At 70.5% G+C, this 14,487-nt stretch carries 14 protein-coding genes; 3 read left to right on the top strand and 11 right to left on the bottom strand.

The features are described from left to right. Positions 1-258: 258 nt before the first annotated feature. Positions 259-498, bottom strand: a complete 240-nt coding sequence (locus tag AB3X07_RS04230; protein ID WP_369943042.1) for a hypothetical protein — start codon at positions 496-498, stop codon at positions 259-261. 294 nt (positions 499-792) lie between these two features. Beyond that, positions 793-1,182 (bottom strand): BON domain-containing protein, encoded by a 390-nt coding sequence (locus AB3X07_RS04225; protein WP_369943041.1) that lies wholly within the window; start codon positions 1,180-1,182, stop codon positions 793-795. A gap of 152 nt (positions 1,183-1,334) precedes the next feature. Here AB3X07_RS04225 and AB3X07_RS04220 point away from each other — a divergent pair, with 152 nt between their 5' ends. Beyond that, positions 1,335-2,381, top strand: coding sequence for an oxidoreductase (locus AB3X07_RS04220; RefSeq protein ID WP_369943039.1), 1,047 nt, complete (start codon positions 1,335-1,337; stop codon positions 2,379-2,381). Between the two features lie 10 nt (positions 2,382-2,391). On the opposite strand, the gene gnd is transcribed toward AB3X07_RS04220, so the two are convergent. Further along, positions 2,392-3,336 (bottom strand): phosphogluconate dehydrogenase (NAD(+)-dependent, decarboxylating), encoded by a 945-nt coding sequence (gene gnd, locus AB3X07_RS04215; RefSeq protein WP_369943037.1) that lies wholly within the window; start codon positions 3,334-3,336, stop codon positions 2,392-2,394. A 70-nt stretch (positions 3,337-3,406) separates the two neighbouring features. Beyond that, positions 3,407-4,735: a hypothetical protein gene (locus AB3X07_RS04210; protein ID WP_369944644.1), complete on the bottom strand. Its 1,329-nt coding sequence runs from the start codon at positions 4,733-4,735 to the stop codon at positions 3,407-3,409. Between the two features lie 172 nt (positions 4,736-4,907). Between AB3X07_RS04210 and AB3X07_RS04205 the strand changes: the two genes are divergently transcribed. Further along, positions 4,908-5,795, top strand: coding sequence for a TIGR01777 family oxidoreductase (locus AB3X07_RS04205; RefSeq protein WP_369943035.1), 888 nt, complete (start codon positions 4,908-4,910; stop codon positions 5,793-5,795). 236 nt (positions 5,796-6,031) lie between these two features. Here the strand turns inward: AB3X07_RS04205 and AB3X07_RS04200 are convergent, their stop codons facing one another. The 6 genes from AB3X07_RS04200 to AB3X07_RS04175 form a co-directional block, all read right to left on the bottom strand. Beyond that, positions 6,032-6,400: a glycine zipper 2TM domain-containing protein gene (locus AB3X07_RS04200; protein WP_369943034.1), complete on the bottom strand. Its 369-nt coding sequence runs from the start codon at positions 6,398-6,400 to the stop codon at positions 6,032-6,034. Positions 6,401-6,541: 141 nt separating this feature from the next. After that, the gene (locus AB3X07_RS04195; RefSeq protein WP_369943032.1) at positions 6,542-7,438 is read right to left on the bottom strand and encodes a DUF2242 domain-containing protein; all 897 of its coding nucleotides are present in this window, start codon (positions 7,436-7,438) and stop codon (positions 6,542-6,544) included. A 78-nt stretch (positions 7,439-7,516) separates the two neighbouring features. Then, the gene (locus tag AB3X07_RS04190; protein WP_369943030.1) at positions 7,517-8,581 is read right to left on the bottom strand and encodes a DNA methyltransferase; all 1,065 of its coding nucleotides are present in this window, start codon (positions 8,579-8,581) and stop codon (positions 7,517-7,519) included. Next, on the bottom strand, positions 8,574-9,680 hold the full coding sequence (locus AB3X07_RS04185; RefSeq protein WP_369943028.1) for a hypothetical protein: 1,107 nt from the start codon (positions 9,678-9,680) through the stop codon (positions 8,574-8,576). The genes AB3X07_RS04190 and AB3X07_RS04185 overlap by 8 nt, the downstream gene beginning before the upstream one ends. Positions 9,681-9,688: 8 nt before the next feature. Continuing rightward, the gene (locus AB3X07_RS04180) at positions 9,689-11,113 is read right to left on the bottom strand and encodes a nicotinate phosphoribosyltransferase (RefSeq protein ID WP_369943026.1); all 1,425 of its coding nucleotides are present in this window, start codon (positions 11,111-11,113) and stop codon (positions 9,689-9,691) included. Between the two features lie 63 nt (positions 11,114-11,176). Continuing rightward, a complete protein-coding gene (locus tag AB3X07_RS04175) occupies positions 11,177-12,232 on the bottom strand; it encodes a bifunctional nicotinamide-nucleotide adenylyltransferase/Nudix hydroxylase (RefSeq protein WP_369943025.1) in 1,056 nt (351 codons plus the stop codon). A gap of 431 nt (positions 12,233-12,663) precedes the next feature. On the opposite strand from AB3X07_RS04175, the gene AB3X07_RS04170 reads away from it, so the two are divergent. After that, the gene (locus AB3X07_RS04170; protein ID WP_369943023.1) at positions 12,664-13,539 is read left to right on the top strand and encodes an endonuclease/exonuclease/phosphatase family protein; all 876 of its coding nucleotides are present in this window, start codon (positions 12,664-12,666) and stop codon (positions 13,537-13,539) included. 27 nt (positions 13,540-13,566) lie between these two features. Here AB3X07_RS04170 and AB3X07_RS04165 read toward each other — a convergent pair whose 3' ends face one another. Beyond that, positions 13,567-14,475 carry a LysR family transcriptional regulator gene (locus AB3X07_RS04165; protein WP_369943021.1) on the bottom strand — a complete coding sequence of 303 codons (909 nt, stop codon included), beginning with the start codon at positions 14,473-14,475 and terminating at the stop codon, positions 13,567-13,569. Positions 14,476-14,487: the final 12 nt, after the last annotated feature.

Genomic DNA, 14,487 nt, shown 5'->3' with positions numbered 1-14,487 from the left:
CAGCAACGGCAGGCGCCAACGGTCCCAAGCGTCATGTTTGGCGGTGATCTGCATACCTGTTCGGAGAAAATGAGAAGCGACGGCGGCACGAAAGGGTGCGGGATTGTCGCCGATCCCCGACCGCCTCAAGTGAACTATTCAGGTGCCGCGTCTGTCCCCTCGCGGCACCTGAATAGGACTTTATCCTAATGCCCGGAAACAAAGAAACGGGCGGCTGCAGGCCGCCCGTTCCGATCAAGCCGCTGTGCGGCAAGCAAATCAGCGCGGCGGCGCCGCAGGGGTGCGATCGGGTACGCCGAACGCCGCGCCGACCAGCGTCCACGACGGCATGCCGGCCCGCACCAGCAGGAAATCGGCATGGCTGCGCAGGCGCGCGCGCTCGGCGCGGACCAGACCCGTTTCCAGTTCCTGCATCAGGCCGGCGAAGGCCGGCCAGAATCCTGTGTCGTCGTGGAAGGTGGTCAGCAGCATGCCGAGCTGCGCTTCGAGCTGGCGCATGGCCGGCGCCAGCGACGGCTCGACCGGGAGGGGGACTGCGGTGCCGACGGCTGCGGTCTGCGGCACCGCGCGCGCGTCGCCAGACGCGGCGGGGGAGCAAGCATCCAACATGGCGATTCACCAGATAACCAATACGCCTGGATGATCGCTGAATGCATGTCAATGCAGCGCGAAGCGGTTCAACGCCCCGCGCCGCCGCGCGACGCAAAAAAGAAGCGCACCCAGTGGGTGCGCTTCGTTGGAACAGGCCGGGCGCGGGGCGCGCCTCGTCTCGCGCCCCGCGCCCGCCGTGGCTCAGCGCTTGGCGGCGCTGCTGACCTTCAGGCCGGAGGCGTCAACCTTCTTGACCCCGTCGATCATCTTGGTGACCGACACAGCCTTGTCGTGCTGGGCCTTGCTCTCGACGGTGCCGGACAGCTTGACCGTGCCGTTGACCGTCTCCACCTTGATGTCGGTGCCGGAGACGTCCTTGGTGGCGAGCAGGTCGGCCTTCACCTTGGTGGTGATCCAGGTATCGGTGACCGGCTCCTTGGAGTCGTGCTTGGTGCCGTCGGCGTGGGCCATGCTGTCATGGTCCTTGCTGGCGGTGGTCGGCGGATCGACGGCGAGCGCCTGGCCGGCGGCCACGGTCAGGCCGAAGGCGAGAGCAGTGCTGAGCAGCGTGGGCGATGTGAACTTCTTCATGACCGCTTCCTCCGTTGAAGTGTGGTCGCAGTGTCCGTGGGGTGGCGTCCAGGCGACGTGACCGCAGAATGCGGACAGCGTGAAGAGCATGAACGCCGCTTCGCCGTCGCTGCCGCGATACTGGACCTCCCGTTCCCGCCCCCGCACTTGCCATGGATGATCGTCCCTTCAACCTCGCCCTGCTCGGCTACGGCTTCGTCGGCCGCGTGTTCCACGCGCCGCTGATCGCGCACACGCCGGGCCTGCGGCTGCATACCATCGTCTCCAGCCGGCATGACGAAGCCGCCGCGGCCTATCCGCAGGCGCGCATCGTCGCCGACCCGCAGCAGGCGTTCGCCGACCCTCAGATCGACGCGGTGGTGGTGGCCACGCCCAACCAGACCCATGCGCCGCTGGCGCTGGCGGCCCTGGCCCAGGGCAAGCACGTGCTGGTGGACAAGCCGTTCACCCTGGACCTGGACGAGGCGCAGCAGGTGCTGGCGCAGGCGCAGCGGGTCGGGCGCGTCGCCAGCGTGTTCCAGAACCGACGCTGGGACGGCGACTTCCTCACCGTGCAGCGCCTGCTCGCCGACCAGCGCCTGGGCGCGATCGCCGAGTTCCACTCGCATTTCGACCGCCACCGTCCGCGGGTCGGCGACCGCTGGCGCGAGCATGCGCTGCCCGGCTCGGGCCTGTGGTTCGACCTGGGGCCGCACCTGCTCGACCAGGCCCTGCAATTGTTCGGCGCGCCCGAGACGATCCAGGTGGACCTGGCGCAACAGCGCGATGGCGCGCAGGCGACCGACTACTTCCATGCCGTGCTGCGTTACGGGCGGCTGCGCGCGGTGCTGCATGCCGGCGCGCTGGTCGCCGCGAATGGGCTGCGCTTCGCCGTGCATGGCGAGCGCGGCAGCTACGTCAAGCACGGCCTGGACACGCAGGAGGCGCAGTTGCGCGCCGGCCTCACGCCGGCCGTGCCGCACTGGGGCGAGGATCCGCTCGACGGCCAGTTGACCCTGGTCGACGAGGACGGCAGCGCCACCACGCAGGCGCTGCCAACCGAGCGCGGCGACTACCGCCGCTGCTATGCCGGCTTCCGCGACGCGCTGGCCGGACGCGCGCCCGCGCCGGTGGATGCGGCGCAGGCGCTGGCGGTGATGCGGCTGCTGGAACTGGGCCAGCGCAGCGCCGCCGAAGGCCGCACGCTGGCGCTGGACTGAGCGGCGGCGCTCAGCTCCCGGCCACCGGACCGGATGGCGGCACGCTCGGTGTCTCGTGCTTGATCGCGTGCCCGCCGAACTGGTTGCGCATCGCCGCCAGCAGCTTGTCCGTGAACGAATCGGTATCGCGCGAGCGCAGCCGTTCCAGCAGCGACAGGGTGATCACCGGCGCCGGCACGTTGAGGTCGATCGCCTCGGCCACGGTCCAGCGGCCTTCGCCGGAATCCTCCACGTAGGGCGCGATGCCGGCCAGGTTCGGATTGCTGCCCAGCGCGTCGGCGCACAGATCCAGCAGCCACGAGCGCACCACGCTGCCCTGGCGCCAGACCTCGGCGATCTGGTGCAGGTCCAGATCGAACTCCTGCTTGCGCCCCATCAGCGCGAAGCCCTCGGCATAGGCCTGCATCATTCCGTACTCGATGCCGTTGTGGACCATCTTGGTGAAGTGGCCGGCGCCGCTGGGACCGACCCGGCCCCAGCCGGCGTCGGCGGCCGGCGCCAGTGTGGCGAACAGCGGATCGAGCCGGTGCACCGCCGCCGCGTCGCCGCCGATCATCAGGCTGTAGCCCTCCTGCAGGCCCCACACGCCGCCGCTGGTGCCGCAGTCGACATAGTCGATGCCGTGCGCGGCCAGCTCGGCGGCGCGGCGCATCGAATCCTTGTAGTACGAATTGCCGCCGTCCACGACCACGTCGCCGCGGCTCAGCAGCGGCAACAGCGCGGCCAGGGTGTCGTCGACGATCTTGCCGGCCGGCACCATCAGCCACAGCGCGCGCGGCGCGGGCAACGCCGCCACCAGTGCCGCCATCGTCTCCACCGTTTCCACGCCACGCTGCTGCGCCGCGCTGCGCGCCGCCTCGCCCAGGTCGAACCCGACCACGCGATGGCCGCCGCGCACCAGCCGCTCGGCCATGTTGGCGCCCATGCGGCCCAACCCTACAAGTCCCAGATCCATTGTCGTTCCTGTCTCGAAAAATGCGGGGCCTTAGGGTCGCACGAAGCGGCGCCGCCGGCATGACGCGCAGCTAAGGCGGCGGCATGGACCCGGCACCGCGCGCCGCTTGCGCACAATCCTGCAACTGCTGGTCGCGCCAGCGCCGATACAAGGTGGTGTGGAGGTTGTGCAGGGTCAGATCGATCGCGAACGGAGTGCGCGGATTGCGGTCCAGCAGGCGCGCCACGTGGTAACCGATCGGCTTGGTGCCCTTGGGGTGCACGTACACCTCGAAACCGCGGTAGAAGGGATCGTCGAGCAGCGCATCGATCTGCGCCAGGACACTGCGTTGCGCCGGCGACAACGTCGCGCGCAGCGTGGGATCGCGCTCGAACAGCAGCGTCTCGAAGCGCTCGCGGCCGCCGCCACGCAGCGCCTGCGCCAGCTCCCAGATCAGCCGGTTGCTGCGGTCGTAGTAGGCGAAGCCGCCATGCGCGCGCAACGCCGCCGCGGCCTCGGCGCTGACCGCGACGACCACGAAGTTCTCGGCCTGGTTGTTGATGTCGTCCAGGTAGCGGCGCTCGAACACATGGGCGATGAAGCCGGGCGCGCCGAGGAAGGCCGCACGGCCCAACTGCGAGGTCTTGGCCGCCTTGCCGTCGGCGAAGAAGTCGCCGGCGTGCGCGCCGAGCAGGATGCTGTCGGTCCGATGCAGGGTGAGGAAGGTGCCGATCGACAATTCGTCGGCGCTGAAGGCGCGGTCGAAGCCAGCGTCGCCATACAGTTCGCGCTGGGTGGCCAGTTGCGCGATCTGCCGGCCGACGCCGCACTCCGAGCGCACCCGGCCACTGTAGAACGCCTCGATCGCGCGCGCATTGCCGTGCGCCGGACGATAACCGCGGCCGAAGCTGCGGAAGCGCTGCCATCCCTGCCGCTGCGCCCCACCCGGCCCGAATCCGATCCAACCCAGCTGCAGCGAGGAGAAACGGTAGCCCGGGTTGCCCTGCAACCGCGCGACCGCGCTCTGGGTGGCGGCGCCGAGCCGCAGGAAATAGCCGCACTGGGTGGCGGGGGTGTCCAGCAGCGCGCGCAGCGCTTCGCGCCGTTGCGCAGCACTCCATTGCGCCGGCAATGTCACCTGCAGGTCGCCCTGCGCCTGCGCTTCGGCCAGCGAAGCGCGCGTGCACGGCGCGCCCGGCAGCATCTGCGGCTGCGCGGCCGTGGTGGCGTCGATGCGCCAGCCCAGTTGGCGCAGCAGTGCCGCGAGGCAATCCGCGCTGGCCTGATCCGCCGGATCCGGTGGTGCTGCCAGTGCGCCGCCGGCGACCAAGACCAGCGCCAGCAGCAGGCGCGCGCCTCGGCCAGCGCGGCACGGCCGCGGCCGAAGCGCGGGCGGAACGGTGACGCGGGCGAAGCGGATGCGCAAGAGCAGGACGATCGGCCAGTGGCGCCCCCAGGGCGCGAATGCCTACGATGCCGAGCGTGCCGTGCACGTACCGCGAAGTCGCCAGACCGGTATGCGCGCCAGCGCGTTCACCCGGCCGCGATGCCGGGCGACCCACACTGCCGCTCCCGCTCGCGGAAGCAACCTCATGCATGTGCTCGTCACCGGCGGCACCGGATTCATCGGCCGTGCGCTGTGCCCCGCCCTGCTGCAGGCAGGCCACCGCGTCAGCGTGCTGACCCGCGATACGGCGCGCGCGGCGCGCAGCGTGCCAGGCGCGCAGCCGCTACAGGATCTGAGCGAGGCGGCGCCAGCGGACGCGGTGATCAACCTGGCCGGCGAACCGCTGAGCGACCGACGCTGGGACGAGACCCGCAAGCGCCGCTTCCGCACCTCGCGGCTGGGCACCACGCGCGCACTGCTGGACTGGATCGCGCAGTTCGACGCCGCGCAACGCCCGCGCTGCCTGTTGTCCGGCTCGGCGATCGGCTATTACGGCGACCGCGGCAGCGACCTGCTCGACGAACGCAGCGCGGCCGGCGCGGATTTCGCGGCACAGCTATGCCGCGACTGGGAAGCCGAGGCGCTGCAGGCGCAGGCCCTGGGCGTGCGCACCAGCCTGGTCCGCACGGGTGTCGTGCTCGACGGCGACGGCGGCGCGCTGGCGCGGATGCTGCTGCCGTTCCGGCTCGGCCTGGGCGGGCGCATGGGCGATGGCCGGCAGTGGATGAGCTGGATCCATCGCGACGACCACGTCGGCCTGTTGCTGTGGCTGCTGCAGCACGGCGGCGAAGGCGCCTACAACGCCACCGCGCCGGCGCCGGCGACCAATGCGGACTTCGCCGCGCAGCTCGGCCATGTCCTGCATCGGCCGGCATTGCTGCCGGCACCGGCCGCGGCGTTGCGTCTGGCCTTCGGCGAAATGGCCGACCTGTTGCTGGGCAGCCAACGGGTAGTGCCAGCGCGCGCGCAGCAGGAAGGCTATGTGTTCCGCTATCGGGAGTTGGAGCCGGCGCTACGCGCCGCGATCGCCTAGAGCCGTCGCGACACGCCCCCCTGTAGGAGCGGCTTCAGCCGCGACCGGGCGTTCCCGGGGACGCCCGGTCGCGGCTAAAGCCGCTCCTACAAAAACGCGTTGGCGATGGCGAACGGGAGTGTTTCGAGGCGCAGAACGCGCCGCGCCACGCAACGCACAACGCCCCGGCGGATGCACTCCGCCGGGGCGTTGTAGGTGATCAGCGCATGCCGCGACGGCCGATCGCGGCGGGAACATCAATAGCGCTTGCAGACGGTCTCGACGCGACGGTTACCATTGGCCTGCTGGCGCTGGCCCTGGATGTAGCGACCGGTGGCGCCACCGGCGACCGCGCCGCCGACCGTGGCCAGCTTTTTGCCGTCGCCCTTGCCGACCTGGTTGCCGAGCAGGCCACCGATGGCCGCGCCGGCCAAGGTACCGCCGATACGATCGGGGTCGGTGCTGTTCTTCTGCACCGCGACCTTCTTGCAGTGCACGCGGGTGCCGTCGTTGAAGCGGCGCCCGGCGTCTTCCGGACCGTAGTGACGCTGCGCCTGCGCCAACGGCGCGGCAGCAGTGGCGACGGCGAGCACGGTGAGACACAACGCGGATTTGACGGTATTCATGCTGGTTGCTCCTGGGTGGCGGAGACGCTGCTTGGCACGCAACGCGCTCCCGACGGCTGCCACCTTTGCATCGCGATTGCGAACGAATCGTGAAGCGAAATCGCTGTATTCAGCTTGCGAAGCAGCACATGAACGAACCAATTACTCGGACGTGGCGGTGGTGCTCGAAGTCGGTGCGGCCGGCGCGGGTGTGGTGTCGGCTTGCGCCTGTGCCGCCACCGCAGGCGCCGGCGTCACCTCTGCCGCCGGTGCAGGCGCAGCCGCCGATGCGGGCGGTGTCGATGCCGGCGCGGCAGGTTCCGGTGGCGCTGTCGCCGCGGCGGGTGCCGCGGGTGCCGCGGCTGGCACTGCTGGCACTGCCGGTGCTGCTGGTGCTGCTGGTGCTGGTGCTGCTGGTGCTGCTGCTGCTGGTGATGGTGATGGTGATGGTGATGCCGATGCCGATGCCGGTGCCGCAGCAGCAGGTTCCGGCTTGGCCGGCGTGGCCGATGGCGGTTCGGCGGTGGCCGGCTTGGCCTTCGGCAGGTACTCCGCCATGCGCTCGAAGAAACGCTTGTAGAAATCGCTGTCCTGTACCGTGCTGCTGGCCACGCGCACCAGCGAGTCGTCGCTGCTGCCGACCGGCAGCGACACCGAGCCGAGCACGCCGACGCCGACGCTGGCCGAGTTGGCGCTCTTCTTCAACGCATAGCGGTCCTGCAGCGCACTGACGAATACCCAGGATTCGTTCTGGCCATGCGCCACGCACGACACGCGCAACTCCAGTTGCTCGTGCGATTCGTCGTTGGGCTGGAAATTCTTGGTGCCCTCGACCGTGTCGGCGGTGGCCTTGGAGACCACGTAGCCCTGGCTCAGCAAGGTGCGCCGCGCCGATTCGCAGGCCTGCGCGGCCTGCACCGGGTAGCTGCGCGAATATGTGTTCTCGGAGTTGAAGGTCTCCTTCACCAGGTTGTCCTGCTTGCGGTTGAAGCAGCCGCTCAGGCCGATCGCGACCAGCACGAGCGCGGGAAGGGCGAGGACGTTGGAGGAAGCGGACATGGCCGTGAACCCGAAGAAAAGGAACCGGCCAAGGATAGCCGCAAGCATGTCGAGACGGCCGTGATGCCGCTCCGGCGCTCACCCTGCGGTTAGCGAATCGGGCCCCGGCCGCAGCGACAGGTCCAGTCGCAGCAGGCCGCCGCCGCGCTCGCGGCGCTCGGCACGCAGGTAGTGATGGGCATCGAGCACCGCCAGAGTCGGCGGCGACGCCAACGGCTCGCCCCACAGACTGAGCGCGAAGCCGCGCGTCCGCAGCCAGTCCAGCAGCCGCAGCAGCAGCCCGGGATCGCGCGGCAGCAACAGGTCCACGTCGCCGGGCAGGCGCGCGGCCGCGGCCGGATCGGCGCACCAGGCCGCATAACTGCCATGGACGGTGTAGTCGAATCCGTCGGCGCGCAGAGCCTGCAGCAACTGCGCGCTGCCAGCCAGGTCGAGCGGCTCGCGTCGCTTCTGGAAGATCAAGGCGTATTCGTGGCTGCGGTCGCTGCGCGCGTCGCCGGGCGCCAGCGCCTGCGCGCCATCGCGGGGATAGCACAGAACGCGCTCGGCGCAGGGCACGAACAGGCTGCCGAGCACGCGCGCCAGGTCCCAGGCCTGCGGCACCACGACGCCACCGAGGTCGATGTTCTCCACCATCGCGATGCAGAAGCCGTCCTCGCGCAGGTTGCGGCGCACCGCATGGAACACCGCGCGCAGCCCGCGCAGATAGGCCGCATAGTCGGCGCTGGCGTAGAGCTGGCCGGGCGTGGCCGCGCCCGGCCAGTCGCAACCGAAATACGGCACGTTGGTCAGGCACAGGTCGACCGGCGCTTCAAGCGCGCGCTGCGGCAACGCGCCGACCCGCACCTGCGCCTGCACGCCGAGCCGCTGCAGACGCTCGCGCGCCAGCGCCGCGCGCGCTGCGTCGATTTCCAGTCCCAGCCCGCGCCGGCCCTCCAGCGCGGCGGCGAGCAAGGTGCTGCCGAAGCCGCAGAACGGATCGAGCACGCAGGCGTCCGGCGCGCTGAACTGGCGCACGAACGGCCGCATCTGGCTGACCCAGCCCACGTCGCGCGCACCCAGCGGGTCGCGCTGGCGCAGGTCCTCGGGCAGCCGGTGTTCGGGCGGGTCCGGCGGCGGCGTCCACCAGCTGCGGCTATCCATGCGTGGCCTGCCACAGCAGATCGCGGTCCGGCTGCCAGCCCGCGCACAGCCGGCCGTCGGCGAAGAACACCAGTTTGTAGACGTCGCCGCTGTCGTGGCGGGCATGCATCGCGGCGTAGTCCGAGGTCTCGAACACCACCTCCATGCCGTCGGCGGTGGCCATGCGCAGATTCCAGAAGTAGTAGCCCTCGGTGATCTGCAGCGGCCGCAAGGTGCGCCACCATGGCCTGGCCATGCACGCGGCCAGCACCCGCTCCACGCCGACCCGGGCCTGCGCCAGATAGCGCTGGGTGCCGGTGGCGCGGTAGCCGTCGCCCAGGCGCGAGAACTCGCGGAAGATCACCGTGCCGGCGCCGCAGGCGCGCGCCCAGCGCAGGTAGTCGGCGACGCCGTCGGCGTCGCCGACCCCGCCATGCTGCAGGATGCACACCATGCGCAGCGGTACCGCCTCGGCGATGCGGCGCGCGGTGGCGGCGAAGACGTCGGCATCGGCGATCGCCTCGCCCTCGCGGAAGCGCATGATCGCGTCGTTGCCGGCCTGCCGCGGATGGTGCCGCGACAGTTCGATCCACGACAGGCCGAAGCGCTGCAGCGCCTGCAGCAGCAGTTCGCCTCGGCTGCGGGCGAAACCGGCGCCGTTGCTGTACAGCACGCGCTGCTCGACCAGCAACCCCTCGCGCTCGGCCTCGCCCAGGGTCTGCAGCAACTGCACGAACCAGGCTTCGTCGTCGGTCATTTCCAGCCCCGACAGCGAATGCGACAGCGGCAGGCCGCGCAATTGTTCCAGCGCGCGACGCAGCAGCGCGAAGTAGTCCGCGGGCGGGCGCAGGCTGGCCGCGGCGGTGCCACCGGCGTGCGGACGCAGGGTTTCCGAGCAGAAGCGGCAGCGCGCCGAACACGGCCGCACCGACGCATACGGGGTGAAGGTGACCGGCTGCGCGACGCGATGGTCGCGATCGCCGATGCGCTGCGTGTGCCAGCGCGCGGCATCGGTGGTGGCCGGCACCCGCCATTCCAGGCGCGGGGTGCCGGCGCGCAGCGCGGCGAACAGCGGCGACGCGCCGCTCAGCGGCGGCGCGAACTCCATGTCGGCGTCCATCGCCGCACCTACAGGCGCGCCGCGTCCGCGCGTTCTCGCACCTGCGCGAACGTCCAGTCGTGCAGCAGGCGGCCGTTCTCCCACACAGTGACCATGGCGTCGTCGTAGCCGGCCGGCCGCGCCAGCGCATCCAGCGAGGCGGCGCTGGCCGGCACCGGTTCGGTGCGGTAGCCGCCGTACTCGCGATGGCGCAGCAGGCTCATGCGGCCGCGCTTGCTGAGCTTGCCCTTGTCGGTGATCGGATCCTTGTAGACGTCGATCCACTTGCCGTCCACGCGCGCGGCCGAGCACTTCAGCGCGAACTTCTGGGTGTCGCGGTCCAGCCGCTGCAACAGCGCCCCGCCCATGCCGAAGGCGACGTTGTCGGTGGCGTAGCCGGCGCTGGTGACGCGTTCCAGGATCGCGCGGATGCTGGTCGGGTTGACCCCGTCGCCCTGGATCACGCGCACGTGGTTGAGCACCTTGTAGCCCTTGCCGTTGACGCTGTGGCCGAAGGCCTCGTCGAGCAGTTCCAGGCACTGGTGCACCACCGCGACCGGGTCGCCGGAATCGGGGCGGATCACCACGGTCGCGCCCGAAGCGATCACCTCTTCGCGTAACGTGGTGCCCCAGTGCTCGCGGATCGCGTGGAAGATGTCGTAGCTGTCGGAGACCACCGCGACGATGCCGCCCGGCTTGCCGAACTGCTTGAGCATGTTGCGGTACGCGTCCACTTCGCGCTCGCGGCCCCAACTGGTGATGGTGCTGTGCTCGGCGGCGGGGATCGAATAGCCGGCCATCGGCTCGTGGTAGTGCGCGCGCGCCAGCAACAGTCCGGACACGGTGTCGGTGCCGAGGAAGTTGACCAGGTGCGCGGCGCCGCCGATCGCCGCCGACTCCAGGCTGGACACGCCGCGCGCGCCGAAGTCGTGCAGCTTGAACGGCAACTGCCCGTCCGGATCGTCGCTGGTGCGCTCCAGGAACTGGCGGATGGTCTGCTTGGCGTGCCAGCTGACCGTGGCCACGGTGACCGGATACCAGATGCGCAGCAGCAGCGTTTCCAGATACGACGGCACCCAGTAGGCCTGCGCGTCGGTGGACTCGATGGTCATCAGCGCGTTGTGGGTCGGCACCACGCTGCCCTCGGGCACGGCGCGGATGCGGATCGGCAACTGCCCGCCGAGGCGGTCGACGATGTCGCGCCAGCCGGCTTCGTTGAACGGCTCGCCGTGCGCGGCGAACAGGTCGCGCGCCTCGTCGATGTCGGCATGGGTGATGGCGCGGCCCAGCGCCTCCTTGAGGATCGACTGCAGGCCGAAGAACACGGTGCGGTCGTAGACGCCGCCGCGCGATTCCACGTAGAAGAACGTGGCATCGGTGCCGGCCGGGTATTGCAGCCAGTGGCTGGCCTTGTAGCTATCGGTGTTGAGCAGCAGGTTGTTCAGGCATTGCATGACGGGAAGCTCCTTCGCGTCGGGGAAGGCCGGCGGTCTGTCCGCCGGCCGGGAAGGCCGCGGTCAACCGCGGCCCAGGAAGAATTCGAGCAGGTGCAGGTGGTCTTCGAACAGCTTCGGCCCCATGCCCAGCACTTCGCTGACCGGAATCCAGCGCGCCTTGTCGGCATCGTCGCCGCCGCGCACGTCGGGCAGCTCGCCGAAGGTGAACTCGAAGTGGAACGCATGGGTGATGGTGCGCCCGCGCAGGCTGCGCTCGGGGTGGTCGAACACGTGGCGGTTCTTCAGCGAGCCCTTGAGCACCGGCACCGGCAGCTTCAGCCGGGTCTCCTCGCGCAGTTCGCGCAGGCAGGCATCGAGGATGCTCTCGTGCTGGCCGACGAAACCGCCCGGCAGCGCCCACAGGCCCTTGCCCGGCGCGGCACGGCGGCGCACCAGCAGCACGTGGCCCGAATGCACCACCACCGCGTCGGCGGTGACGAAGGTCGGCGGATACGGCGCCTCCTTCCAGGCCGCGCGGTACTGCTCGATGAACTGATATTCGGCGAGCAGTTCGGCGTACGACGGCGAGTTCTTGCGGAACGCCTCGAGCATGTCGAACACCGGCGCCGGCACGTTGCCGCGCAGCATCAGCAGTGCGCCGTGAAAGTCGATGCTGCCGGCCTCGAATAGGTAACGGCGCAGTTCGGTCGCCGACAGCGTTTCCGTGTGCTGCACATCGACCAGCGGCCACTGCGGGAACTCGCGCAGGTAGTAGCTGCTGGCGTCCTTGTCCATGCCGACCAGGCCGATGCGCGCCTCGCTGCCGCCGCCATCGGCGCGCACCGCGTCGGCCACCGCCGACTGCACCGCGGCGATCCATTGGCTCTCGTTGTACAGGTGGTCGCGCAACGGGCGCAGGATCAGACGTTCGCCGGCGCCTTCGAGCGCGGCCTGGATCATCACGCTGCGTTCGGCGACGGTCCACGGATTGCGGATGGTGCGCGGAGTGTCGGCCGAGCCGATCAGGAAGATGAGTTTCTGCGCACGCGCCAGGGCGTGGCGGGCAACGGCGGCGTGGCCGTTGTGGAAGGGCTCGAAGCGCCCGATGAACACCAGATAGTCGTATTCCATGAGCATCCCTCACGGTGATTGGGGTCGCCGCGGGTCTATCCCTTGGCGTGGTGCGAATGCTACGCCGATGCACATGAACGTCAAGTCGCATGCATCGCCGGTCGCGCGCCGGCGAAGGGGCGCGCGAGGACCTGGATGCTTCACGCAATGCCGCGATGCCGCTGCGTCCCGCGTGCGAGGCACGCCTGGCGCCTGTGCGACGTCGCGTCAACGCATCGCGTCGCCTGAGGTGTTCGGCGGATCGCCGCGGACATCGCGCGCCGCGGCAACGCCCTGCAATGCCCGTTGTCATGCCACGCCACCCCGGCTTCGTTACACCACCGCAACCCGCCTGGCGTAACCTGGCCGCCGATTTCCGCGCGCCATTGCTGGCACGCATGCCACCATTGCGTTCGCGTTTGCGTTCGCGTTCCCGCTGTCCTCCAAGAGACGTTCCGATGCCGACCTTTTCGCTTCCGCTGCGCGCACGCGCCATGGCGCTCGCCTTCGCCCTCCCCTTGCTCGCCCTGCTCGCCGCGCCGGCGGGCGCCGCGCCGGCACCGGCGCCGCTCAAGGTGATGAGTTTCAACGTGCGCGTGCCGGTCGACACCGATGGCGACAAGCGTTGGGACGTCCGCCGCAGCGCGATGGCGGCGCTGATCCGCGCACAGCAACCGGACGTGGTCGGCACCCAGGAACTGGTCAAGCGGCAGGCCGACTATCTGGCCGAACAGTTGCCCGAGTACCGCTGGTTCGGGCGCAGCCGCGACGGCAGCGAGGACGGCGAGCGCATGGGCATCTTCTACGACAGCCGGCGCCTGAAGCTGGTGGAGTCCGGCGATTTCTGGCTGTCGGACACGCCGTCGGTGGTGGGCAGCATCAGTTGGGGCCACCCGCTGCCGCGCATGGTCAACTGGGGCCTGTTCGAGCGCGTCGCCGACGGGCGCCGCTTCTACCTGTTCGACACCCACCTGCCCTACCGCGACGAGGACGAAGCCGCCCGCGCCAAGGGCGCCGCGCTGATCCTGGCGCGCGTGCAGGCGCTGCCGGCCGACGTGCCGGTGGTGGTCACCGGCGACTTCAACACCGTGCCGGAGTCGCCGACCTACCGCACCCTCACCGCCGGCCTGGCCGATGCGCGCGCGCAGGTGGCCAAGCCGCTCGGGCCGCAGGCGACGTTCCACGATTTCACCGGCCATCCGGACCGGCGCATCGACTGGATCCTGTCGCGCGGCCTGCGCGCCACGCACTTCGCCACGCTCGATGCGCGGCCACAGTGCCATTGGCCGTCGGATCACTTCCCGGTCATGGCCGAGTTCGCCTGGTCGCCCTGAGCCGCGCCAGCACGCAACGACGCCGACTCAGCCGGCGTCCTCCACTGCCGCATCGGCATGCGCGCACAGCCAGTCCAGCAACTGGCGCGCCGCCGGCGTCGGCGTCGCGCGCCATACGATCGACAATTGCCGCGGCGCCCACGGCTCATCCAGCGGCACCGCGACCAGCCGATCGCGCACGCTGACCCGCGCCAGCGCCGCCTGCGGCAGGATCGCCACGCCCGCGCCGCGTGCCAGCATCCGGCACAGCGGTTCGATGCCGTGCACATGGGCACGGATGCGCAACTGCCCGCCGGCGCGCGTGGCCTGCGCACGCAGGTGCCGCTGCAGCGCGCTGTCGTCGGCCAGGCCGAGGAATTCCGCCTGCCACAGCTGCGCCAGGCGCACCTGCGGCGCCTGCGCCAACGGGTGCGTGGCGGCGGCCACCAGTACCAGTCGGTCCCGGCGGAACGCCCGCGCCTGCAGGCCAGTCAGATCGGCATGGTCGGCGATCACCGCCAGGTCGGCGCGGTCCTCGCGCACCGCGTCGGCGGCGGCGGTGCTGCCCCGTTCGCGCAAGGCCAGGTCGATGCGCGGATGCGCGACCAGGAACTCGGCGAGCAGTTCCGGCAGCCATTCGTACAGCGCCGCGGTGTTGGCCAGCAGCCGCACCGTGGCCTGATTGGTGCCGGCGTGATCGCCCAGTTCCGCGCGCATCGCCTCGGCCTGGCGCAGCAGTTGCCGCGCGTGCCGCAGCGCGGCCGCCGCGCCGGCCACGGTGAGGGTCACGCCGCGGCGGCCGCGCTGCAGCAGCGTCGCGCCTGCCTGCTGTTCCAGCGCGCGGATGCGCGCACTGGCCGCGGCCAGCGACAGCGCGGCGCGCTCCGCCCCGGCAGTGATGCTGCCGGCATCGGCGACCGCCGCGAACAGCCGCAGGTCGGTGAAATCCAGATGCATCGCCCCTCCAGC

This window comes from Xanthomonas sp. DAR 35659, assembly GCF_041242975.1.
GTDB classification, from domain to species: Bacteria; Pseudomonadota; Gammaproteobacteria; order Xanthomonadales; family Xanthomonadaceae; genus Xanthomonas_A; species Xanthomonas_A medicagonis.
Note: the sequence above shows the minus strand (reverse complement) of the source record. Positions and strands in the feature narration are given on the sequence as shown.

Bases quoted from the DNA above. Each gene is read 5' to 3' on its own strand.
- AB3X07_RS04185 (WP_369943028.1), bottom strand. From the start codon at position 9,680: ATGGACGCCGACATGGAGTTCGCGCCGCCGCTGAGCGGCGCGTCGCCG.
- AB3X07_RS04220 (WP_369943039.1), top strand. From the start codon at position 1,335: ATGGATGATCGTCCCTTCAACCTCGCCCTGCTCGGCTACGGCTTCGTC.
- gnd (WP_369943037.1), bottom strand. From the start codon at position 3,336: ATGGATCTGGGACTTGTAGGGTTGGGCCGCATGGGCGCCAACATGGCC.
- AB3X07_RS04180 (WP_369943026.1), bottom strand. From the start codon at position 11,113: ATGCAATGCCTGAACAACCTGCTGCTCAACACCGATAGCTACAAGGCC.
- AB3X07_RS04175 (WP_369943025.1), bottom strand. From the start codon at position 12,232: ATGCTCATGGAATACGACTATCTGGTGTTCATCGGGCGCTTCGAGCCC.
- AB3X07_RS04190 (WP_369943030.1), bottom strand. From the start codon at position 8,581: ATGGATAGCCGCAGCTGGTGGACGCCGCCGCCGGACCCGCCCGAACAC.
- AB3X07_RS04230 (WP_369943042.1), bottom strand. From the start codon at position 498: ATGCGCCAGCTCGAAGCGCAGCTCGGCATGCTGCTGACCACCTTCCAC.
- AB3X07_RS04195 (WP_369943032.1), bottom strand. From the start codon at position 7,438: ATGTCCGCTTCCTCCAACGTCCTCGCCCTTCCCGCGCTCGTGCTGGTC.
- AB3X07_RS04165 (WP_369943021.1), bottom strand. From the start codon at position 14,475: ATGCATCTGGATTTCACCGACCTGCGGCTGTTCGCGGCGGTCGCCGAT.
- AB3X07_RS04225 (WP_369943041.1), bottom strand. From the start codon at position 1,182: ATGAAGAAGTTCACATCGCCCACGCTGCTCAGCACTGCTCTCGCCTTC.
- AB3X07_RS04170 (WP_369943023.1), top strand. From the start codon at position 12,664: ATGCCGACCTTTTCGCTTCCGCTGCGCGCACGCGCCATGGCGCTCGCC.
- AB3X07_RS04200 (WP_369943034.1), bottom strand. From the start codon at position 6,400: ATGAATACCGTCAAATCCGCGTTGTGTCTCACCGTGCTCGCCGTCGCC.
- AB3X07_RS04205 (WP_369943035.1), top strand. From the start codon at position 4,908: ATGCATGTGCTCGTCACCGGCGGCACCGGATTCATCGGCCGTGCGCTG.